The sequence below is a fragment of the Tenacibaculum halocynthiae genome, assembly GCF_964512825.1.
Taxonomy (GTDB): Bacteria; Bacteroidota; Bacteroidia; order Flavobacteriales; family Flavobacteriaceae; genus Polaribacter; species Polaribacter halocynthiae.
The window spans coordinates 102,891-126,672 of record NZ_CAZELG010000045.1 but is presented as its reverse complement, the minus strand read 5'-3'; the positions used below and the strand labels follow the sequence as shown (position 1 = coordinate 126,672).

Below are 23,782 nucleotides of genomic sequence, written 5' to 3'. Positions count from 1 at the left end.
ATCAATCTAAATAAATTTTATATTTTTGCCTAAAATTTTAAAACTTAAATACAAATAGGATGAAAAACATAATATTAGCATCTTTTATAGCTTTAGTAACCATTAATACTGGGAATGCACAAAGCAAAAAGAAAAAAGATAGAGAAGCTATTAAGAAAATGTGTGGTTGCTTTGAAGTAACTTTCAATTTTGCAGAAACATTTAACTACAGTAAAGATTCTCTTTACAAGGCTTCAAAAACTAAATCGGATAAAGCCTTAGAATGGGCTGAATTAATCGTTGATGAAAAGAATGAAATATCTATTCAACATTTACTACAAGTTGGTAATCCTAAAAAACCATACATCGTAAAACACTGGAGGCAAGATTGGGTATATCAAAACAGAGATTTTTACATGTTTAATGGAGACAATAACTGGATTTACGAAAACAAATCTAAATCTGAAGTTAAGAAACAGTGGACGCAAAAAGTATATCAAGTAGATGATAGTCCTCGTTACGAAGGCTCTGGTACTTGGGTCCATGTAGATGGTAAAAGTTATTGGGAAAGCACAACTGATGCTCCATTACCTAGAAGAGAATACACTAAAAGAAGCGATTATAATGTAACTGAAAGAGGTAACAGACATGAAATAACAAATTACGGTTGGGTTCATGACCAAGACAATAAAAAAATAATTAGAAAACAAGGTGTAAAAGATATTGTATTAGCTTCTGAAAAGGGTTATAACACCTATGTAAAAGTACCAGACAGTAGATGTAAAGGTGCTCAAGATTGGTGGAAGAAAAACACTAATAAATGGCAGTTAGTTAGAAATAAATGGAATGAAGTATATGGCAGAAACAATAACTTATCATTAGAAAGTAAAGTAAAAAATAAACCATTATACAAACATTTGTTCTCTGATAAAGTAACTCAAGAGAAAGATATAAATGAAGCTATTGAATCTTTTGTAAAAAAATAATTCAAACAATACACAAAACCTACTAAAAAACAAACAATGAGATTTATATTCTCGCTACTACTAGCCTGTACATTTGTACAAATAACATTCAGTCAAACAACACTACAAGGTACTGTAAAAAATGAACAAAATGAGGTAATCCCTTATGCTAACATTTATATAAAAGGAACACAATTAGGAAGTGAAAGTAAAGAAGATGGTAGCTTTATTATTAAAAACATTCCCTATTCAACCTATACTATTATTGCAAGTGCAGTTGGTTATACTAAATCAATAAAAGAAATTGAACTTAATAATAGTAATGTAAATATTACTTTTATTCTTAAGTCCGACACTCAATTAGATGAAGTTGAACTTTTTGGTTCAAGAAGAAAAAGAGCAGAAAAACTAGAAACATTAACTAGACTCCCTTTAGCTCCAAATGAACAATTACAAAGTATTTCAGTTTTATCACATAAATTAATTAATGATCAAAATGCTATAACATTAAGTGATGTTACTAAAAACGTTGCTGGGGTATACACTTTTGCTACCTATGGAAACATTAGAGAAAGTATGTCATTAAGAGGTTATAGAGGTATTCCTTTACTTAAGAATGGTGTTAGAATCAATTCCGATTTTAGAGGAGTTGGAGTTATAACAGATATGGCTGGAGTTGATAACATTCAAGTTTTAAAAGGTATCTCTGCAATAAGTCAAGGACTTGGTGGCGATTTAGGATCTGCTGGTGGTGTAATAAATATTGTTACAAAAACCCCAAAGTTTTATAGTGGTGGTGAAGTTAGCTTAAGAGCTGGAAGTTTTGGACAACTTCGCCCAACTTTTGATTTTTATGGTCCATTAGACAAGAAAAAAACTGTTGCTTTTAGAGTTGCTGGTTCTTATGACAGAGCTGATAGTTATAGAGCATTTGTAAATTCTGAACGTTTTTATATAAATCCGTCTTTAACATGGAAGCCAAACGAAAAAACAACTATTGTTTTAGAAATGGATTATATGGATGATAGTAGAACTCCAGATCAAGGTACAATCAACTTAGGTACTTATGAAGTTAATAATATTTTAAAACTGCCTAACAATAAGTTTATTGGTTTTGAATCTGATAGAAACAACACTTTAAATACAACGTATGCTATACGTTTTGACAGAAAAATTAGTGATAAAATGAGTATTAAAGCTGGTTTATTTACTTCTGATTTACAAACATATGGTGAAACAAGCTATGCTTTTCAAGGGGGTGGAAGATCTGGGTTACCAGTTTTACCTACTACGCAAAGGTATAGAGAATATTACGCAGGAGGTAGAAGCGACAAAAACAGGGTTCTCCAAATAGATTTAGTTGGTAAAGATATTCAAACAGGGTTTTTAAAGCATACATTTCAAATAGGTGTAGATTATAGAAATACTGAATTTGATAATACAGCCTATACTACAACATATCCTGGAACCAATAATTATGTTGACATTATAGATGTTAATCAACCAATTAACAACACGTTACCTTCTGGTATTAGTTTAACTGAAAACCCAGCAAGAGCTACAGGGTCAAAAACAAAATCATACGGTTTTACAATACAAGATAAAATTTCATTAAACCATTGGGCTGATGTATTTTTAGGCCTTCGTTATACTTCATTGGAAAGAACAAAAGGAAACTTTTTAGGTAGGAGTTTAACAGGATCAAAGCGTGATAATGCTTTTAATCCTTTAATAGGTTTTAATATAAAGCCAACTGAAAATATTATCATTTTTGGTTCTTATGCAAACAGTTCAAACCCAATGACTTCTTTCTACAGAGATATTAATGGTAACGAACTAGGCACTGAGCGTTGGGATCAAATTGAAACAGGAATTAAATCTACTTGGTTTAACAATGCTCTACGTTTTAACCTAACTACTTTCTTTACCAATAGTAAAAACCTAAACCTACAAGCATTAGATGATACAGGTAATTTCTTAGGGTATTATTTAAAAGGAGGTGAAGACACTAGAAATGGTATTGAAGTTGAACTAATTGGTCGTGTACTTCCTAATTTAGAAATTATTGGTGGGTATTCTTATTTAGATGCAAAATACAAAGATCATGTTTCATACTACTATAATTCAAGACCTATTAATACTCCTAAACATACTGCTAACTTTTGGGCTCGCTATGAGTTTCAAAATTATTTAAATGGACTGTCATTAGGGGCTGGTATATATTATTTAGGTGAAAGACCTCACAATGTTTGGTCTAGAAACTATACTCATACAGGAGTTGTTCCAGATGCAAAGCCTTTTGATTTAAAAGCGTACACAACAGTAAATCTTCAAGCTTCATATAAATTCAACAGAAGCTTAAGTTTAGATGTATTTGGGAACAATATATTTAACGCCATAGGCTTTAATGCGTATCGTACTGTATATTTAAATAGAATTCAACCTGCTAGTTTCGGAACAACGCTACGTTATAAATTTTAATTAAAGAAAAATGTTTAAAACAAAATTAATATTCGCTTTTATTGTACTTACTAGTGTTTTAAAAGCTCAAACTAAAAACGAATTTTTTGACAGAAAATTTTGGAAAACCAATCCTACCATTGAAACTGTTGAACAAAAAATAACTGAAGGCAACAACCCTACAGCATTAAATCCGTATGGATTTGATGCTGTTGTCTATGCTATTTTAGAAAAAACATCAAATAAGGTTATAAAGCATCTATTATCTAAAAAAGGAAATGATGTTAATAAGCTAACCCACGATAAAAGAACCTATGTTTTTTGGGCTGCTTATGCAAATAATGTTGAATTAATGAAGCATTTAATAGCCCAAAAGGCACGTATGGATTTAAAAGATTCTCATAATTTTTCTGTTCTTACATTTGCTGCTGCTACTGGTAATAAAAACAAAGAAGTTTATGAGCTTTGTATTAAAAATGGCATTGACATAAAAACGGATGTTGATGAACATGGTGCTAATGCACTACTTTTATTACTACCTCATTTAAAAGACCTTTCTTTACTCGATTATTTTATTTCAAAAGGAATAAACATTTCAAGTACAGATAATGATGGTAATGGTGCTTTTAATTATGTAGCTAAAAATGGAAACAAAAAAATGCTAGATATTTTAATAAAAAAAGGATTACCATATAAAAATCGTAACAAAAACAATGGTAATGCAATGTTATTAGCTACCCAAGGTTCAAGAAAAGGCTATAATTCATTATCCTTTTTTAAGTATTTAGAAAAACTAGAAATACAAGCTAATGTTACTAATAAACAAGGAAAAACTCCTCTTCACAATTTAGCTTACGGTAATAAAGACATTGAAACTTTTTCTTATTTTTTAAATAAAGGAGTAAATCTAAATCAAGAAGATAAAAATGGTAATACCCCTTTAATTAATGCTGCTGGAAGAAATTCTTTAGAAATTGTCGCTCTTTTAGCTAAAAACACTAAAAATATTAATCATAAAAACAAGGAAGGTAATTCAGCCTTATCAATGGCAATACAACGAAACTCTTTAGAAGTTGTAGAGTATTTAATTAATAATAAAGCTGATGTTTTAGTAAAAGACACCAAAGGAAACTCTTTAGCCTATTATCTTGTAAAGAGCTACAATTCTAAAGACCCAAAAGTTTTTAAAAACAAAATGAATATTTTGATAAACAATGGGGTAAACCTTAAAGAGCAACAACAAAACAACAGTTCTTTATTTCACATTGCTTTAAGTAAAAATAATATTGATTTACTAAAAGAAATTAATAAATTAAAAATTGATATTAACTCAAAAAACAGTGAAGGCTTAACGGTATTACATAAAGCTGTAATGCAAGCTAAAAACACTAAGATTATAAATTACTTATTAAGTATACATGCCAATAAATCTATTACAACTGATTTTGGAGAAACGGTATATGATTTAGCGAAGGAAAATGAAGTATTAACTTCTAAAAATGTAGATTTAAACTTTTTAAAATAATTATGAAAACACAAAACTTTAAAAAGCATATTTTAATATTTGGAATATTAATTTTTAGTTTATACAGCTTTACTAAAATAACTACTAGTACTACTTACAAATGTATGATTCAAATGAAAAATTATACTGGTGAAGGGGCTTATATTGTTATTTCACTGTTAAAAGATGGAGAATACATAGAAACACTTAGAGTTCAAGGTGATGATGATGAGTGGTATTCTGATATTACTGAATGGTGGAAGTTTCAAGGTAAAGTTAGAACAGATATAGATGCTGTAACTGGTGCAACTATTGGTGGTGGAAACAGAACTATTAGTTTATTAAAAATAGATCCTGCTAAAATTAATAGTGGATATCGAATACGTTTCGAATCAGCTGTAGAAGATCAAGAGTACTATAAAAATGATATTGAATTTGATCTTACTTCAGAAAATATTAAAAACAAAATTGAAGGCAAAGGCTTTATTAGATACATAAGATTAATGCCTCAATAAAAGTTAATAAAATGACCATTTCTATATGGAGATATAGCCACTTAACCTTGGCTATATCTTCTTTCTTTTTTATACTAATTGCTTCCTTAACAGGAATTGTTTTAGCTTTTGAACCTATTTCTAAAAAACTAGAACCTTATTCTATTGAGAATTTAGATACTATTTCAGTTTCAGAAACAATTATTTCTTTACACAAAAAATATGATGAAATTATCTCGCTTGAAATAGATGAGAACGATTTTATAAAAACTTCAGTAATTACTAAAGAAGGCAATAATGATACTTTTTATGTTGATCCAATAACAGGAAATAAGCTAGGTAAGCCTAGTAAGAAAAAGCCTATTTATAAATTTGCAACCAACTTACATCGTTCTTTATTTTTAAAATCAACAGGTAGATTTATTATTGGTTTCGTATCTCTTCTACTTTGCTTAATTGCAGTTTCAGGACTTATTTTAATTATAAAAAGACAAGGTGGATTTCTTAAATTATTTTCTAAAGTAATAAAAGAGAATTTTGAGCAATATTATCATATTATTATCGGTAGGTACACCTTAATTCCAATAATAATAATTACAGTTACTGGAATTTATTTATCCCTAGATAAATTTTCTCTTTTACCTTCACAAAAAATTAATCATTCAATTGATTTTGAAGGTCAAAAAAAATCTACAATAATTTTTCCTGAAAATTTTCTGTTATTTAAAAATACTAAACTAAGCACTGTTAAAAGTATCGAGTTTCCTTTTTCAGAAGATGAAGAAGATTACTTTCTTTTAAAATTACAAAACAAAGAATTAGTTATTCATCAATATTCAGGAGCTATTTTAAGTACTAAAAGCACTACTTTAACAGACTTATTTTTACATTGGAGTTTACTGTTACATACCGGAAAAGGTTCCTATATATGGGCAAGTATTTTATTACTTTCTTGTTTAGGAATTCTTTTTTTCATCTATTCAGGTTTTATAATGACCTTCACTAGGAAGAAAAACAGCATAATTCCTAAAAACAACATAAAAAAGGATACTGCTGAATATGTAATTCTTGTTGGTTCAGAAACCGGAACCACATATTCATTTGCAAACTCACTATACAAAGCTCTTTTAGAAAACAAACAAAAAGTATTTATTACTAGTTTAAACAACTATACTACTTACAAAAACTGTAAGTATTTGATAATTTTAACTGCTACTTATGGCGAAGGAGAAGCTCCAATCAATGCGAAAACATTTTTAACTAAAATTAAAAATGACGCTATAAATCACACCATAAAATATGCAGTTGTAGGCTTTGGCTCTATGGCTTATCCAAAGTTTTGTGAATATGCAATTGAGGTTAATCAAACATTACAACAACAAGCTAATTACTCCCCTATTCTTCCTATTTATAAAATAAACAACCAATCTTTTGATGCTTTTAAATACTGGGCTATTGAATTAGGTAAAAAATTAGAGCTCGACTTACACCTAAAACAACAAGTATTTAAAGTAAATAAACAATATAAGCTTGCCGTTACTGAAAACACAAATATTAATTGTGACAACACTTTTTTAGTTCATTTACAACCTTCAAAAAAAATAAAATATACTTCAGGAGACTTATTATCTATCCGCCCAAAAGAAGATAATATTGAACGATTGTATTCTATCGGAAAAGTGAATCAAAAAATACTTTTAAGTATCAAAAAACATGAATTTGGTGTTTGTTCAAATTACTTAAATACTCTAAATAAAAACGAATTAGTTACTGCGTCTATAAAACAAAATCCTTCTTTTCACTTTCCTAAAAAAGCTAAAGAAATTGTTTTGATAGCAAACGGTACTGGTATTGCTCCTTTTTTAGGAATGCTTCATGAAAACCACAAACAAGTAAAAACACATTTATTTTGGGGAGGTAGAACTGAAAAATCTTACAAGATATATTCTAAATTCATTGAAGATTCAATAGAAAAAAAACAACTCCATAACTTACATATTGCCTATTCTCAAGAAAATACCACCAAACAATATGTTCAAGATATTATAGCAGTAAATGAAGAGGTGATTATTTCAGTTCTAAAAAATAAAGGATGTATTTTAATTTGTGGTTCAGTTGCTATGATGAATGCAACATTTAAAGTTATTGAAAAAATAACTGTAAGTAAACTTCATACTCCTATAGATTACTTTAAAAAATCTAATCAAATAAAAACTGATTGTTATTAAGTAGTTTTCATTATACTTTCTAAAACCCTCTTTTTTATCTGAAAAAACAAAGAGGGTTTTTCTCTTTACTACGAATTCTAATTTAATCCCAACGAATTCTAATTAGCTCAATATTTACCTCTATTCCCTAACTACATTTGAAATATAAAACAAATAAGTTATGTGGTTAGAAAATAGTTATTCAGCAATATTAAATATGTATTTACAAAAATATCATCAATTAAAAATACATATTGGCAGAGATGGGAAAATTACAAAAACAGAAAAAGAAGAGAATGGAAATTGGTTATCCGATAGAAACCTACGGAAAATTTTAAATCAATTACCGAGTAATATTTCATCATCAAAAAATTTAATAATAATCTTAAAACAATAAATTATGAAAAAAGTAATCAGAACTATAGGAATGACACTAGCATTGTTAATGTTAATTGGACAATTTACAAGTTGTAACAATGCAAAAAAAGCAGAGAACGCAACCAAAAAAGAAGAAAAGACTGCTACAAATATTATAAAAAAAGAAGAAAAAGTAGTTCACAGAAGTCCTATCGTATTTATTACAGGATACGATAAAAAAGATGATAATTTTTATACGGGTGCAAGAACATTTTTTAAAGATAAAAATTTCCAAATTATAGAAGACGCATATTCTTTAGAAGAAATTATTGAATGGTTAAATACAAACGCAACTTCAAACCCATACGGAGAAGTACATATTGTAAATAAAACAAATCCGTGGTTAGGAATGAATTTAGAGACGGTAGTAAATGGTAAAAAAATCACTTCTGAATCATTGCAAGAATCCATTAATGAAGGAAATATACCAACATTGAAAAATGTAATTACAAATGACACTAAAATTATATTTCATGCAAACCAGTTGGCAAAAAATACTGCATTAATAAACAACTTAAAAAGTACTTTTATCACTGATAAAACGCCACAAATAATAGCTTCACCTTACTATAATATTTTTGGCGGAGAATTTACAAACCATTATTTAGCAGAACCTTTTTATGTTTTTTACCCTACAGCTAATTCACCAGGTAAAGTAGATTTATCTAAAGAAATTGCTAGAAAATATCCAAATGAAAAAGAAGTAGAATGGTTTGCCGCATTAACTAATGAAAAAGAACGCTACGTAGGAGAACCATATACCTTACAATACAATGTTCCTATAAAACTTGAATTGGATTATCATAATTCTGATAATGATATCCCATCATTTACTATGGAAGAAGAGGTAATGGATTGGATTGCTAATGATGAAGATTTAGCCAATAAAGTACGTGAATTAAACATTCCTGTTGAGAAATTTAGATGGACTTGGAAAGTAAAGAATAGTAAACTTACTTTAAAAGGAATGTCTACCGTACTATGTGTTTTAAAACCTATCACAAAACCTTATGGTGATTTAGAGCATGTAAAACCAGATACTACAAACAAACGTTTGTATGCTATGAAGTAGAAGTTTAACAACCGTTACTATTAGAAAGAGAATATTATTTTTAATAGTAACGGTTAATTTAAGTAAGTTTGTTATATGAAGTTTTTAAAATACATTATTTATTTTTTCTTTTTATTAAAAGCTACATCATTAATTGCTCAAAACAATACTTTTAAAAACTATACCATTAAAGATGGCTTACCTAGTAATACTATTACCGATATAGTACAAGATAATCTTGGCTACATCTGGTTTGCTTCCAATAAAGGGATTACACAATTTGACGGAAATAACTACATTACTTTTTCAAGAAAAGAAGGTTTAGAAACTAATTACATAACTAAACTAGCTCCTAATAAGGATAGCCTTTTAATAGGTTCGTCAAATAACTTTTTTATTAAAAAACATACTAAATTTCAAATTTTTGAAAGCAAAAAAATTAACTGTATTTCAAAAATTAAAGATCAAGTTTTTTTAGGTACTAAAAAGGGTATTTATCGTTTACGAGACGATTTCTTATCTCCTCTACGTACTAATTTTCAAATAGATTTAACCCCAATTAATGATATTCAATTCGATGGAGAGTTTTATTGGGTAGCCACTCAAAAAGCTTTATGGAAAATTGACGATTTATTAAACCCTAAGCTTCTTAAAAGAATAGATTTAGCTAATTACACAGCTCTTATTATTCATAATAAACAAATAATTGCTAGTACATTTAATAGCGGTTTAAAAGTAATTATAAACGACACTATTAAAACAATACATTCAACTACAAAAAACATAAAAGGAGTTAAAAAGATTAGTAATCAATTTTGGATATACTCAAATAGTAATGGTATAGAAGTTTTAGATTTAGACTTCTCTTTTATCAGAAAAATAAACAAATACAACACTCTTGAAACCAATGCTATTTCTACTATTTTTCAAGACAACCAACGTAATATTTGGATTGGAACCAGTAACAAAGGAGTTTATAAACAAGAAAACAAACTTCAAGAAGAAAACCCTATTCCTTTAATTTCTTTCGAAGATATTGAAGTAGTATATAAAACTATTGATAGTATTAACTTTAACAGTTATAAAGGAATTTTACAAATACCTCCTGGAAAAAACCATTTAGCTTTTACTTATAAATCAATTGATATAAACAATCCTAAAAAAGTTTATTATCGTTATAAATTAAATGGTGATTTTAGTCCTTGGTCCAACAATAACTCTGTAAACCTTGCTAATTTAAAAGCAGGTAATTATACCTTCTCTGTTCAATCAAAGACAGCAAATAAACAAGAAAGTAAACCTATTCATTTTCAGTTTTATATAGACAAACCTTTTTATAAAAAAAATTGGTTTCAATGGCTAGCTATTTCATTACTACTACTACTAAGTTCTTATATTACCTATAAATACATCAAAAAAATAAGAAGGATAAACAAAGAGAAAATCATGAAACTAGAAATAGAAAATCACCTACTTTCTCTTGAGCAAAAGGCTTTACAACTTCAAATGAATCCTCATTTTATTTTTAATGTGCTTAACGGAATAAAAGCTTTGGGTAATTCAGGAAAGCTTGACGATTTAAATACTACAATTAGTAAATTCTCAAATCTATTACGTTCTATACTAAATACCTCAAGAAAAGAAGAAGTTAATTTATCAGAAGAAATAGCTACTTTAAAAAACTACATTTCATTAGAACAACAAATGAGCAGTAGTACCTTTACTTATGGTATAGAAACGAAACTTTCATTTGATGCTGAAGAAGTTCTAATACCACCTATGCTTATTCAACCTTTTATTGAAAACAGCATTAAACATGGTATAAAAAATATTAGCGAAGGAAAAATAACAATTAAGTTTTATGATATTAAAAATTACTTACATTGTGAAATTATTGATAACGGTATAGGCGTTCATCAATCAAAAAAGAATAAAAAAACAAATGACCATGCTTCTTTAGCCATTAAAGTTACTAAAGAACGTATTAAGAACTTGACTTCTAATATTTCTATAAAAATTGATGAAATAATAGAAAACGATACTGTAAAAGGAACAAAAGTTTGGTTTAAAATACCTTTAAAAACTGATTTTTAAAATGAATAAACTCACTGCTATTCTTATTGATGATATATCTTCTGCTCTAGAGATGTTGCAAAATGATTTAGAATTGAAACATCCAGAAATAGAAATTATAGGAACAGCAAAAAGTGTAGTTGAAGCTTCTAAATTACTCAGAAAAAAACAGCCCGATATTTTATTTTTAGATATTATGTTGGGAGATGGTACTGGTTTTGATATCCTAGAAATTCACCCAAATTTAACCTCAAAAGTAATTTTTGTTACTGCTAGTGATGAATATGCTATAAAAGCCTTTAAGTTTGCTGCTATTGATTATGTTTTAAAACCTTATTCAACTGATGATTTAACCAATGCAATTGAAAAAGCAAAACTTCAAATTATTCCAAATAAAGAACAATTAACAGTTTTACAAGAATCAATATCACACCCTAACCAACGACCTAAAAAAATCTCTCTACATTCATCAGATAAAATTATAGTGGTTAATTTAGATGATATTATGCATTGTAAGTCAGATAATAATTATACAGAATTTTATATGGCTGATCATCAAAAAATATTGGTAGGAAAAACATTAAAATATTTTTCAGACATTCTTAAAGAATATGGTTTTATAAGAGTTCACCAAAGCCATCTTATTAATTTACAGTACGTAAAAGAATTTATAAAATCTGACGGAGGATACATTGTGTTACAAAATAATAAAACAGTACCTGTATCAGTTCGTAAACGAACAGAAGTTATTGAAGCACTTCAAAAGCTATAAGTTAACTTATTTTATTAATTATGTTAAAATTTTATTAATTTTTACTTATATTGGTATTCCAAATACAAGTCTATGGATGTATTAAAACCTCAAAAAGGAAGATTATTAATAGCTGAACCTTCTATTTTAAATGACAATTCTTTTAAAAGAGCTATTGTATTACTCACTGAGCATTCAGAGACGAGTTCTGTTGGTTTTATTTTAAACAGACCTTTACATTATACTCTTAGTGATTTAGTTCCAGATATTAATTGTGATTTCACCGTATACCAAGGTGGCCCTGTTGAACAGGATAACTTATATTTTATTCATAAGATTCCTGAATTGTTACCTAATAGCGTAGAAGTAACTGATGGTATATATTGGGGAGGTAACTTTAATTACTTAAAAGAACACCTTAATAACCATAAAGTAAAGCCTAGTGACATTCGTTTTTTCTTAGGATATTCTGGATGGGAACCTACTCAATTAGATGATGAATTAAACACGAATTCTTGGTTTATTTCTAAAAATAAATATCCTAACATATTAGCAATTAACAACAAAACCTTTTGGAAAGATCAGCTTCTAAAAAAAGGAGGTGAATATAAAATATGGGCAAATGCACCTAGTGATGTACAGTTAAATTAACTCATTGTTAAACTAGTAACCTTTAAACTATTTTTTAGTTTTTGCGCAATTGAATTATCAAATGTTTTTTTACGGTAGTTCGTAACTGATGTTATACCAACAATGGCATTTGTTATAAAAACTTCGTCTGCTTTTTGAATTTCAAATGGAGAAATAGTAGTTTCTTCTATGGTAAAATCAGGATGTTTAGTAACGATCTCTATTATTTTTTTTCTAATTACTCCTTTTATACAACCTTCAGTTAAAGCGGGTGTTTTGATAGTGTTCCCTTTAACTATAAATATATTTCCATTGGTAACCTCAACAACTCCTTTACGCTCATTTAATAAAATACAATTGTCGAAATCATTTTCTTTTGCAAAAATTGAAGCCAAGGTATTTACCATTCTATTGGTTGTTTTTACCGTAGATAGTAATCCCGAATAGTTGTAAAAATCTTTATATAAATCAATGGTATAGCTATCCTTTTCTTCTAAACTAATTGGCTTAACATCTATTAAATAATCAATTTCATTAGTTTTTGGAGTATACAAACCTCCATCTTTTCTAAAAACAGTTAACTTTACTCTACTACTAGTATTTTGAGTTATATTTTCCTTTACCGTTTTTAATATTTCATCTTGTAAAAACTCAAGAGTAAACTCCATAGGAATTTTCATACGTAACATTCTCATTGAAGCCATTAGCCTAAAATAGTGATCTTCAAAAAAAATAACTCTATTATTTTCAACCTTTATCGTTTCAAAAACCCCATCTCCATATTTAAACGCTCTGTTTTCGTGAGATATTTGCAATTCTTTAGGTGATATAATTGTTCCGTTAAAGTTTACCATTATACTTATTTTTTACAAATGCAAACTTACTAATTTAAGTAAGTTTTATGCATAAAAAAACTCGACAAATTGTCGAGTTTTTTTAATGCTTTTTTCTATTAAGCTCCAATAGTGTGTTTTAATTCTTCAATTTGGTTTGTCCACAACATTTTGGCCTCTTCCGCATCGTCTTCATCGTCGGCAAAATCAGTAACAAGCACGGCTACATCTTTAGTAATAGGATCGACTTGTATTTTAAACTCAAAATAACTTTCATCACCTTCACTTTCTGTCCACTTAAATTTTATACGTTCGTCAGTTTTACTGGCCATTATTTTAGCCTCTTCCTCAGAGTCATCCCAAATGAAGGTAATTAATTTACCTCTAGAATTCACTCTATCAGCAAACCATTCTTCTAATCCTGCTGGTGTTGCTAAATATTGATATAACATGCTTGGTGAAGCATGAATTGGAAACTCTAATTCAAATTTAACTTTACTCATTTATTTTTTTGTTTGTCCGCCAATATATACAAATATTTCTTTTAAAAAAAATTGTTTTTTTTTGTTGTGTGAAAGAAAAAAACTCCTATCTTTGCACCCGCAATCAGGCGAGGTAGCTCAGTTGGTTAGAGCGCAGGATTCATAACCCTGAGGTCGGCAGTTCAAATCTGCTCTTCGCTACAGTTTATTATAAACCCCCTTTATTTTAAGGGGGTTTATCGTTTTTTATAAAAATAGCGCGTCAAAAGCGCGCCATTAGATGTTTAACTTACAACCGATTAAATCGACTGTAAAAAAAAAATGTCCACTACACAAAAATCACCTAAAGCCCTCCTATTCGTCGATTATATACCTGCAGAACTGCGTGAAAACAGAAGATGGGAGATAATTTACTACGCAATTGACCCATTTGAAACCAATCCAGAAAAAAAATTAAAGAGAAAAAGACATAGAGTAAAACCTATGGATAACAAAACAGAGAGAAGAAAACTAGCTAAAAGAATTATAAACAATATTAATTCTAAACTGACTCAAGGATGGACTCCGTTTTTAAATGAAAAAAATGTAAAAGCTTTTAGTAGAATATTTGATGTTTTTGAAATATTTCTTAATCAAACTCAACAACAATACAAAAAAGAGGTCATTAGAAAAGATACTTTAAGATCATATAGAAGCTATATTAATAATTTTAAAATATTCTTGAATAGTATTGACAAAAGTGAAATATTCATAAATGATTTAACAGAGGAAATTTATAGGGATTTTCTAGATGATATCTTTTTTGAAAGAGACAATTCAGCAACTACACATAATAATTACCTTACTTTTTTAAGAACATTTACTCGTTGGCTAATTAAAAGAAAATATTTAGCTGTAGATATATCCCAAAATATAACAAAGTTAAAAACTGGTGAAAAGAAAAGAACTATCATTCCTCTTGAAATAAGGAATTCAATTTTTAAAGAACTAAAAAAAGAAAATTTTAATTATTTTATATTATGCTACACAGCTTTTTACTGCTTAACTAGACGAACAGAAATCACCAAATTGAAAGTTAAAGATGTGTTTTTAAAAAATGGTATTATTTCAATTCCCTCTGAGGTTTCTAAAAATGGTAAGAGTCAAATTGTAACAATACCTACAGAACTATTAAAATACCTGGTTATTCATTTACGTAAAGCTAACAACGAAGATTATTTTTTCTCAGAAAATAATTTTGCTCCTGGTCCTATCCAATTAAAACCAAAAAAAATATCTGATACATGGGTAAGATTTAGAAAGCTTATGAAGTTTGATTCAAAATACCAATGGTATTCATTAAAAGACACTGGAATAACTAATTACCTACAACTAGGTCTTCCTACTATAGATGTAAAAAACCAAGCAAGACATCATAGTATTGTACAAACGGAAGCATATATACCAAAAAAAATAATGAAAGCAGTTGGAAATATTCAATCTGCAAAACTTGATTTTTAATATGTCTTACTTTCAATTTTTATTGTAGTCTCAATGTAACCTTTCTTTTCTTGAGTAGTAATTTCTTTTACCAAGAAAACAATATTATCAAAGTAAATTTTCTTTTTTTTCTCAATTTGAGAAATTATATATTTTGGTAATTCACCTACAAGTTTTATTGAAGAAGCAAATTGACGAAAACGAACCCAATCTTTCCATCGTTTATTCCCTATTCCTTTTTCACCAATTAAATCTAACGTTTGGTTATCAATCTCTTTAACTGTATTTGATTTACCTGAGTTATTTAAAAGGAGAACAATTCCTTTTTCTAAATCATTCTTTTTTAATACTTGATGAGTTTCATTAAAAGGTAATGGTAAAAATTCATTCTCTATTATAACGGCATCTTTTTCTAATACAGGGTCTTTAGTTATTCCATTCTTATCAATTCTTATAAAATCTTCATTAGCATATGAAATTTTAAAAACATCACTTTGGTTATTCTCGTAACTTTTAACTTCAAGATTAAAACTAGATAAATCTACTATATCAATTGAATTTAAGTACTCATCTATAAAATCTAAAGACACAACTTTTAAACTATCATCAATATCTATTTTTAAATTAAATAAATTTTTACAATTTGTCAACATACCTGACACTGTAAGTTCAGGAACATGACGAGATAAATCTATAGTAGGGTGTATTAAATTTAAAACCTGGTTATCAGACACTTTATCAACAAGGATATTATAACTTTCAGGTAATAACCTATCTTCATGGTAATAGGTAAATATTAAATCTTTATCTATATCCTCAGGCTGAATATCATATAGAAACACTGAATTAAATGAGCCTCCATTATTTGTGTACGAATAAAAAGCCAAATACTTAGCCCCTGCATAAATTGTTAAATAATCATTAAGACTAGAAGGCTCTGGATAGTTATTAAAATTTATAGTAATTTTAATTTGCCCAGCTTCTATCTCTGAAAACTTTATTCTCTTTTGAATTGATTGTGCTACTGCAAAATCAGTTGGATTATACTCATCTATTCTAATACTTGATTTAAAAGTATAAACTTCGTATTTAGTCATATTAGTATTTTTAGAGAGCAACATTAACTCTTTAAAAAAAAGACTTTCTTCTACATTTCCTATAAGTTTATATTGAACATCATTTAAGAAATAATCGAAAATTGACCTAAGATACACCGAGGTAACAATTACATTTTTATTAAACACTTCAAGTTTATTATTTGTATAACTATAATCATTTTCAACTAACCTAAAATCAATATTTCTTTTATTTATATACTCTTGATAGTTTATCCATTCATATTTTTTTTCATATAAATCTGAAGCATTAATCTCTGGAAATTGGAAATCTACTTCAGGGTATTTCTTTACTTGATGAAGTAGAAGCTTATCTATTATAGGCTGTTGATCTATTTTAACAACAGTCTTACTTGTATATGGAATTTCTTCTGATAAATATATTGTTGGCATAAAATCAGAAATTGGTTTATCTAAAATCTTTATTAATTCAGATCCAAACACTAAATCACATTTTCGGGCTCCAGTTATATAGCTACGAACTTTCAATTTTCCAAAATATACTTTTTCATCTTTAAAAACAGTAACCTCATACTCCTTTTGTTTAGTTAAACTTAAAATATGTCTACTCCCTAATGCATTAATTGTTTTTTCATTTTCAACAATTAAAAATGGGTTTTGTGAATAATCTAAAGAAAAACTATCAGAAAAAGCAGTGTTTTGTGTTGTGATAGTTAATGTATCAGTTACTATTTGTAATTCAATATTATTTCTAACTATTTTAATCATATTTAAAACTAGTATCTTTTAATAATTCCCCATTTAGTTTAAGCTCTACATAATCGTCTTGATAGTCTTTTTCATAGTTAATTCCTTTTGATTTCTTACTTACTGGAACTGCAGGGTAAAACTCATTTTTGTGATACACATAAAGTTCAATTGATTCATTAATAGCCTTTAAAATAGATAATTCAGAAGGAAGCATAAAACCTGTATTTATCTTTAATATTTCGTCTACGTTAGTCTTTGCTAAAAACAATTTGTTATTTGTTAAACTGTAAGTTTTTCGCTTATATGAATTTGACTCTTTCAAAGATCCAAATAGCTCTATGGATTCATAAGCTCCAAAATTATTTCTAAATAACACTAGAGTTGAATTATAAAGATGTTCAGCATTTAAATTAAATTGTTGTGAAAATGAATTCCCATTAACATCTTCAATAAAAACATTTACTTCATTGTTTATTATTATATCATTTGTCAAGTCAATGGTAATCTCATGTATATTTTTTGCTAGATTATGAATCACTTTATTTCTAATTTCATTTGTACCTGTTACCACTTTCATAACAATACTTCCTGAATTTATCCAAATAGGTAATCTCACTACCTTTGTTTTAGACAAACGAAGAACTCTCGGAAGAATTGACATTTTTTGAAGATTAATTCTATCATCAAAAAAAATAAGGGTTTCAGATTTTAAAATAAAAAAAGAGTTTAAATCTACAGAGTTTACTAAAACATCATCTTCCCTTTTATATTCTTTTATAACTATAAAAACTTCTTTTTTAAGATGATCACATTCAGTAAAAGTATCACCCGTAAGTTTTGGAAACTTATTTAAAAACAAATGACTAAACATTCCTTTCAAATCAATTTTACAGTCAGTATCATTGTATTTACTCCAGCCTTGAATATCAAATAACTTATTATTAACAGTAATAAATACTTTAAAATAATACCCTGATCCTAAATTACTTTTTAACTCTACTTCTAATTGATTTTCTGATAAAAAAAAAGCTCCTTCTTTTGGTTGTTTTACTATTTGTATCATACTAAATTACCATTTTGCTTACTTGCAACTAATTCATTTTGAAGATCATTTATTTTACGGGCTTCTTCATAGCCAATAACTAATACATTTCCTTTTTCTGTAGCAATTGCAATTCGTGAAAGTAAATCAATTACAACGGAGTTACTACGTAATTCTTCAGTAGCATCCTGATTTTCAGCTTCAAAACCAACAACATCATTAGAAAATGAAGTTTCATATTTTCCTTTTTCAAAACCTGAAACTGTACCATTATGTACCGCCATAATATACTCAGGTATTCTTGGGTCTAACTTAGAAAAAGTAACATCATCTATTATCATTTCAGGGTTTCTTTCAGTACTCCTTTCTCCTGCTAAATATGAACCATCCATTAATGTTGGTTGTGTAACCAATCCTGTATGAGTTCTACCTAGTTTTGCATTAAACTTTTTACCATCATTTCTTGTTACCGGATATAATCCATCTTCAAAACCTGGAGAAGGTAAAGGAGAAGATAAAACTAAGCCTGCCTGAAGTGCACCCACACTTGCTATTATTGCCGTCCATGGCATACCTCCAGTAAGAGGAAAAGAAGAAACAGCTTTCATTATTCCCAAAGCAGTATTTGCTACAATATTAAACAACGCAGCAGTTTGTTCACGTTTTGCTTGTTTATATTCTATCTCCGCTTTCTTTTTAGCTAAACTATTATCAAGTTTTTCAATTTCATTATTGTATTGCTCTTGACTTATAAGGCCATCGTCAAGCTGCTTTTGTAATGATTTCTTTTTATCGTTATTAGATCGTTCTAATTTCTGAAGTTGTTTTTGTTCTGAAGCAGTAACAAATTGATTATACATACCCCAAGCCTGCTGTAATCCTTTTAAGACAGTACTTAACGCTTCAATTTTTTCAGCTGTAGTATCTAAGTTTCCAAAAACTGTGTCCCATTGTTCTGGAGAAGATCCAAAAATATCAACATCATCTAAAGATTTTAATTCGGAATCCTCCTTCGGATTAGTTAACTTCTTTTTAGCTAAATTTAATTCGGATATTTTTTTTCTAACCTCTTCTAATTTAGCATTTACAGCCTCTTTTTGCTCTTCAGTTAAAATACCATCAACTAAATTAATACCTTCAACATCACCAGTAGATAAAGCTGTTTTATATAACTTTACTAATGAGTTTAAATATTCAGATTGTTTATTTAGCTCTTCCGCTTCATGTTTACGTTTTAATACTTTTTTTGCATCTTCTAATGAACTTAGTTTATTAAATTCTTCTTCACTTAACTTATCTCTAAGTAAACTTTTAGCTTCTTCAAATGAATTAATACTAAATAGCCTTTCATTGAATTCTATTTCACGTTTTAGCTTCTGATCAGCATAACCTTTCTTTTTCTTAGCTAAAAAATCATTAAAAGCATTAAGTTCAATTTTTGCAATCTTAGCTTGATGCTGTTTTTCTAGTAGCTCTTTTACTTGAATTTCTTTTTTAGTTAAATCAGCTAAAGACTTGCCAAAAACTCCCGCCTGCTTTAATCTATTTTTATGATGTTGTTTTTCCTTCTCTACATGAGACATTGCACTAAAAAGTAACTCTTCACGGAATTTTTTTAGTAATTCTAATCGTTTTTGATTTGCTTTTTGCTCCTCTTTTCTTTTTTTAACATTAATCCCTGATAGTTTATTAGCTCTTGCTATTGCTGATTGGATTTCTAACTGTAGTTGCTTATCAGATAAGTTCTTTATGTTTTTAATTCTATATTTTGCAGCAGTTTCTTCTAGTATTTTTCTAGCTGCTATCTGATCATCAGTCTGTTTTGTTTCTTCATTTTGCTTTTTAATTGCCTTTTCTAAATAATCACCATTATGTGCATCTAATATTATTTGATGCTCTTTTTTTAACTCTTGTATTTCAGCTTGCCTTGCTTGAAGTTTTGCTATTATTTCGGGGCTAACATCTTTTTCCCCTAAAATAATATTCCCTCCCCTAGTAAAAGCCTGCGTTTTTTTTACGATGTCACCTTCTGAATTCCTATTACTTAAAATTGATTTATTGTTTTCATGTTCTTTATTTAACTTCCTAAGTTCTTCAGTTTGTTCTTTGATTACTTTAGCATTTTTATAACGTAAAAGTGTTTTTTGTGTAGTAATAAATTCTTTTGCTTTAGTTGACGAGATATCTAAAGCATTCCCATAATCATCAAATGCTGTAATTGCAGTTGGAACTATGCTTCCAATTTTTGAAATCACCTGTTTTAACCTATCCTGTTCAGTCGTTGTTAAAGATGCTTCTTTTTTTAAATTATCATATTCTTCAATCAGAGGCAGTAAATTTTTGTCTAATTTTATTACAGCATCAGCTTGTGAATCAAAAGCAATACTTGCTTCGTGAGCAGTATCTCTAAGCCCTGTTATTGTTCCCAATAACTCAGACATACCAAGTTTAAAAGAATTATAAATAAGTGACAAAGTACTTCCAGTTCCTGTAAGTTTAACCAGTACATTATTTAATGCTTCGTTTGCCTGTACTTCCACCCTTTTAGCTCTAGACCAATCATCAGAATGACTTACCATTGATTTCATTGATAAATCAATTTTATGAAGATTTGCCAAATACTTATATCCTGCATCTTCTCCTGGTCCTCCAAACACATCAGCAATTGCCTGCCCTACCAATTTACTTTGTGGAGGTAATGAAGCCATACGTTTTGACACTAATTGAATTACATCAAATGTTGTTTTACTTCCATCAGTAATTTCTTTCTGTATTTTTTTTGAGCTAAGTCCCAAGGCATTTAGAGCTCCTACTGTCGATTTAGGCATTTCACGTAACCGAATATTTGCCTCTTTAATAGCATCAACACCTTTATCTGAATATATACCTTGTTTAATCTCTTGAGTCATTAAAGCAATAGACTCATCAGCAGACAATCCAACTTCTTTTAGTAATGGTGGATATTCTCTTACTTTATCTAAAAGTTCACCGTGAGCATCAGCCCCATCATACAATCCTTTTTCTATTACATCTAAAGCTTTATCAAAACTAATATTCATTTGTTTTGATAAATTATTCGCTGATTCTGACATTTTAGAAGTATCCTTCTTAAAAGCTTTAGAAAGTGCTTCAACTCTTGCTGTAACTCTATTAAGTTCATCTCCCTGAGTATTCGAAAACCAGCTTAAAGTACTCTTCAATTCTTTTAAAACACCTATTTGAGACGTAATTGCTTTAAAAAAAGCTATTACTGCCCCAATAGAAAAAGCCGATAAAACTAATGGACCTATCGATTTAAGTGAATCTTTAACTTTTGAGAAAAAACCAGTCTTAACACCGCTTTTATTCATAACATCCTGAACACCTTTCATCTCAGCACGAACTTCCGCTAAACGAGCATCTACTTTCTGTAACTCTGCATTATATTCTCGCCATTTATCAGTTCCTGGAATAAAACCACTCATTACAGCTTTTAACCTTTTTTGCTCTGACCTTAATTGTCTAGTGGTTAAACCTGTTAATCCTAATTCTTTTCGTAATTCTTTTTGTTTAGACTCATTTTCTTTAATCTCAATATTATTAAGTGATAGTTGCTTTGTTAATCGCTTAAATTCTTTAGTTTCTTTTTTACCTTGAGCAACCAACCTAGCTTTTGCTTTCCGCAAATCATCATTTTCACGCTTTAGATTACGTTTAGCTGTTTGTAATTTTCCTAACTTTTTTTGGGCATCGTTTCCATTAATAATAATGTCAACTTTTAACTGCTCGTCATGTATTTTGCCAGCCATTAGATTTCGATATTATATTGGTTGGCTATTTGATTTTTCACATCTTTAGTAAATCCGTAGGCTAGTTTAAAAATGATGTTATTAAAGTGTCCCCAAATTACTTTATTATGTGCTCCTGTCGATTTTTGTTTAAGAAAACGAACTTTCTTCATATCATCAAAGCGTTGACGAATATGATGCCTTAGAGTAAGTGTCTTACCACTAACAGAAAATGATCTTGTACTTCTAATTACATTGGATATATTTCGGTTACTAAAAATATCATCCTGAACAGACTCTATATTTTGAGCTTCTTCTTTTAGAACCTGTTCAATAAATTTTTGTTCAATAACTCGTTTATTACTACGTCTTGATAATGTTTGTGATGCACTCATACTGTAATAGTAATGCACTTTTTCTAGCAATAAAAGGACATAAAAAAACCACCTTAGTAGGCAGTTTTTACTTGACGTATTTTAACATGTGTATCATTTATTTATAATCTGAATTTAATGGGATTGACATTGAATACCCATAGGTTCGTGCTTTATCTGTTACAGGATCAATTCCCAATTTTGATAAATCGAAGCCCTTAAAAACACACTCTTGAAAATTATCTTTCTTTTCAAAAACAAAATCAAAAAATTTAAGCATCAGCATTTGTGTAAACTTAAAGGTATTCACATAACTCTCATACGAGTTCTTTTTATCTTCTTTTTGTATAATAAAAAAATGTAAAAAATTAGTGAACTTAAAATTGTCTTTGTCATTATATTTTAAATTAACAGACGGTAATACCGTTATTAATATAGCCTGATTATCTGCATGAACTTCACTTTTCACGAACTTTGTATAATCATCATCATCAACCAATAGCAATACTTTTTTTATTTCGGGAGTTTGCTCCTTAAACATTTCACAGAACTGTTCTAAATCGTTAATTTTTAGCATTACTCTTTAATTTTTTTGCTTGTAAATAAGTTTGAATCATCCTTAACAATACATCATAAGTGTTTTGCTTTGCAGTTTTTTCAGCATCTCCAAAAACATTTGATTCTGCCAATGAATATATTACTCCTGCCATCCCTATTCCTTTTTCAGTAGTTGACGAATTTTGATTAAATAAAACAGATAGATTGATCGTAATCCCTCCACTAATTGGTAGCTCTTTACTTGTAACTATAAAGTGTTGACATGCTGAAAAGAATAGATAAATAGCATATTTTTCTTCAAATGGAATTACTGATACTTTTTCAGCATAATATGAAACTGAGTTTTTATCGAATTCAATTCTCCTGTTTTGTAACCTAAAAGTCTTCCCTTTTTTTCGTTCTGGCCTATATAATGTTCCTACCAGAGTATCTAGATCTGAAACTTCACCAGATTGTGAAAAATCAATATATGCATTCAGTGCTGTTACATACTCACCAAATTCAGTATTTACTAATGCATCAGAAGGACCGTAATACAACTCTTTACCCAGCTTAATTTTTGGTAATAGATTTTTAACAAAATCAGTTTTTATAATCTTGAATGATTTTCCTTTTTCAATTTTAGTGGTAAAAAAATCTTCATTAAGTTTTGCTATAGCATTTATATTCTCAGTAATCTGATCTATTTCAGGATGCTTATTTACATCAACTCTTCTTTGCATATCCAACATTACATAAACAAGCTTTACCATAAACTCATCGTAATGAATTTGTTTTGTTTGATATTTATAAACCAAACCTGAAAACCTAGTAAATTGTAACGAAGTCATCTCTGCTATGCTAGAAGGATACTGCTTTGTAATATTTCCTATTTGTATACTGTGCATCTG

Annotated in this window: 19 protein-coding genes and 1 tRNA gene; 12 read left to right on the top strand and 8 right to left on the bottom strand. The window is 28.7% G+C overall.

Annotated elements, in window-relative coordinates; translation table 11 throughout:
- The first annotated feature begins 59 nt into the window (after window positions 1-59).
- The 10 genes from ACKTTQ_RS18900 (at window position 60) to ACKTTQ_RS18855 (ending at window position 12,552) form a co-directional block, all read left to right on the top strand.
- Window positions 60-965 (top strand): DUF6607 family protein, encoded by a 906-nt coding sequence (locus tag ACKTTQ_RS18900; protein WP_113785475.1) that lies wholly within the window; start codon window positions 60-62, stop codon window positions 963-965.
- 36 nt (window positions 966-1,001) lie between these two features.
- Complete coding sequence (locus ACKTTQ_RS18895) at window positions 1,002-3,425, top strand: TonB-dependent siderophore receptor (RefSeq protein WP_408050121.1); 2,424 nt, start codon at window positions 1,002-1,004, stop codon at window positions 3,423-3,425.
- Window positions 3,426-3,435: 10 nt separating this feature from the next.
- Window positions 3,436-4,929, top strand: coding sequence for an ankyrin repeat domain-containing protein (locus ACKTTQ_RS18890; RefSeq protein ID WP_408050120.1), 1,494 nt, complete (start codon window positions 3,436-3,438; stop codon window positions 4,927-4,929).
- Window positions 4,930-4,931: 2 nt separating this feature from the next.
- Window positions 4,932-5,423: a DUF2271 domain-containing protein gene (locus ACKTTQ_RS18885; protein WP_299136417.1), complete on the top strand. Its 492-nt coding sequence runs from the start codon at window positions 4,932-4,934 to the stop codon at window positions 5,421-5,423.
- Window positions 5,424-5,434: 11 nt separating this feature from the next.
- Complete coding sequence (locus ACKTTQ_RS18880) at window positions 5,435-7,630, top strand: PepSY domain-containing protein (protein ID WP_408050119.1); 2,196 nt, start codon at window positions 5,435-5,437, stop codon at window positions 7,628-7,630.
- 160 nt (window positions 7,631-7,790) lie between these two features.
- The gene (locus ACKTTQ_RS18875) at window positions 7,791-8,006 is read left to right on the top strand and encodes a hypothetical protein (RefSeq protein ID WP_408050118.1); all 216 of its coding nucleotides are present in this window, start codon (window positions 7,791-7,793) and stop codon (window positions 8,004-8,006) included.
- 3 nt (window positions 8,007-8,009) lie between these two features.
- Window positions 8,010-9,098, top strand: coding sequence for a hypothetical protein (locus ACKTTQ_RS18870; protein WP_408050117.1), 1,089 nt, complete (start codon window positions 8,010-8,012; stop codon window positions 9,096-9,098).
- A 75-nt stretch (window positions 9,099-9,173) separates the two neighbouring features.
- Complete coding sequence (locus ACKTTQ_RS18865) at window positions 9,174-11,171, top strand: sensor histidine kinase (RefSeq protein WP_408050116.1); 1,998 nt, start codon at window positions 9,174-9,176, stop codon at window positions 11,169-11,171.
- Between the two features lies 1 nt (window position 11,172).
- Window positions 11,173-11,922 (top strand): LytR/AlgR family response regulator transcription factor, encoded by a 750-nt coding sequence (locus ACKTTQ_RS18860; protein ID WP_113785469.1) that lies wholly within the window; start codon window positions 11,173-11,175, stop codon window positions 11,920-11,922.
- Window positions 11,923-11,994: 72 nt separating this feature from the next.
- Window positions 11,995-12,552, top strand: coding sequence for a YqgE/AlgH family protein (locus ACKTTQ_RS18855; protein WP_093871884.1), 558 nt, complete (start codon window positions 11,995-11,997; stop codon window positions 12,550-12,552).
- Here ACKTTQ_RS18855 and ACKTTQ_RS18850 read toward each other — a convergent pair.
- The gene (locus ACKTTQ_RS18850; RefSeq protein WP_093871885.1) at window positions 12,549-13,385 is read right to left on the bottom strand and encodes an aminotransferase class IV; all 837 of its coding nucleotides are present in this window, start codon (window positions 13,383-13,385) and stop codon (window positions 12,549-12,551) included. The genes ACKTTQ_RS18855 and ACKTTQ_RS18850 overlap by 4 nt on opposite strands.
- A gap of 98 nt (window positions 13,386-13,483) precedes the next feature.
- The gene (locus ACKTTQ_RS18845) at window positions 13,484-13,867 is read right to left on the bottom strand and encodes an START-like domain-containing protein (protein WP_093871886.1); all 384 of its coding nucleotides are present in this window, start codon (window positions 13,865-13,867) and stop codon (window positions 13,484-13,486) included.
- Window positions 13,868-13,973: 106 nt separating this feature from the next.
- Between ACKTTQ_RS18845 and ACKTTQ_RS18840 the strand changes: the two genes are divergently transcribed.
- Window positions 13,974-14,047: transfer RNA gene (locus ACKTTQ_RS18840), tRNA-Met, on the top strand.
- A 120-nt stretch (window positions 14,048-14,167) separates the two neighbouring features.
- Entirely contained in the window at window positions 14,168-15,346 is a 1,179-nt protein-coding gene (locus ACKTTQ_RS18835; protein WP_408050115.1) for a tyrosine-type recombinase/integrase, read from the top strand.
- Here the strand turns inward: ACKTTQ_RS18835 and ACKTTQ_RS18830 are convergent.
- From ACKTTQ_RS18830 to ACKTTQ_RS18805, 6 genes are all read right to left on the bottom strand, one after another.
- Window positions 15,343-17,169, bottom strand: a complete 1,827-nt coding sequence (locus ACKTTQ_RS18830; protein ID WP_408050114.1) for a hypothetical protein — start codon at window positions 17,167-17,169, stop codon at window positions 15,343-15,345. The genes ACKTTQ_RS18835 and ACKTTQ_RS18830 overlap by 4 nt on opposite strands.
- Window positions 17,162-18,214 carry a hypothetical protein gene (locus ACKTTQ_RS18825; RefSeq protein ID WP_408050113.1) on the bottom strand — a complete coding sequence of 351 codons (1,053 nt, stop codon included), beginning with the start codon at window positions 18,212-18,214 and terminating at the stop codon, window positions 17,162-17,164. The genes ACKTTQ_RS18830 and ACKTTQ_RS18825 overlap by 8 nt, the downstream gene beginning before the upstream one ends.
- Window positions 18,211-21,981: a phage tail tape measure protein gene (locus tag ACKTTQ_RS18820; RefSeq protein ID WP_408050112.1), complete on the bottom strand. Its 3,771-nt coding sequence runs from the start codon at window positions 21,979-21,981 to the stop codon at window positions 18,211-18,213. Before ACKTTQ_RS18820 ends, ACKTTQ_RS18825 begins: the two co-directional genes overlap by 4 nt.
- On the bottom strand, window positions 21,981-22,355 hold the full coding sequence (locus tag ACKTTQ_RS18815) for a hypothetical protein (RefSeq protein ID WP_408050111.1): 375 nt from the start codon (window positions 22,353-22,355) through the stop codon (window positions 21,981-21,983). The genes ACKTTQ_RS18820 and ACKTTQ_RS18815 overlap by 1 nt, the downstream gene beginning before the upstream one ends.
- Before the next feature lie 97 nt (window positions 22,356-22,452).
- The gene (locus tag ACKTTQ_RS18810; protein WP_408050110.1) at window positions 22,453-22,911 is read right to left on the bottom strand and encodes a hypothetical protein; all 459 of its coding nucleotides are present in this window, start codon (window positions 22,909-22,911) and stop codon (window positions 22,453-22,455) included.
- A complete protein-coding gene (locus ACKTTQ_RS18805; RefSeq protein ID WP_408050109.1) occupies window positions 22,898-23,779 on the bottom strand; it encodes a hypothetical protein in 882 nt (293 codons plus the stop codon). The genes ACKTTQ_RS18810 and ACKTTQ_RS18805 overlap by 14 nt, the downstream gene beginning before the upstream one ends.
- Between the last annotated feature and the right edge of the window lie 3 nt (window positions 23,780-23,782).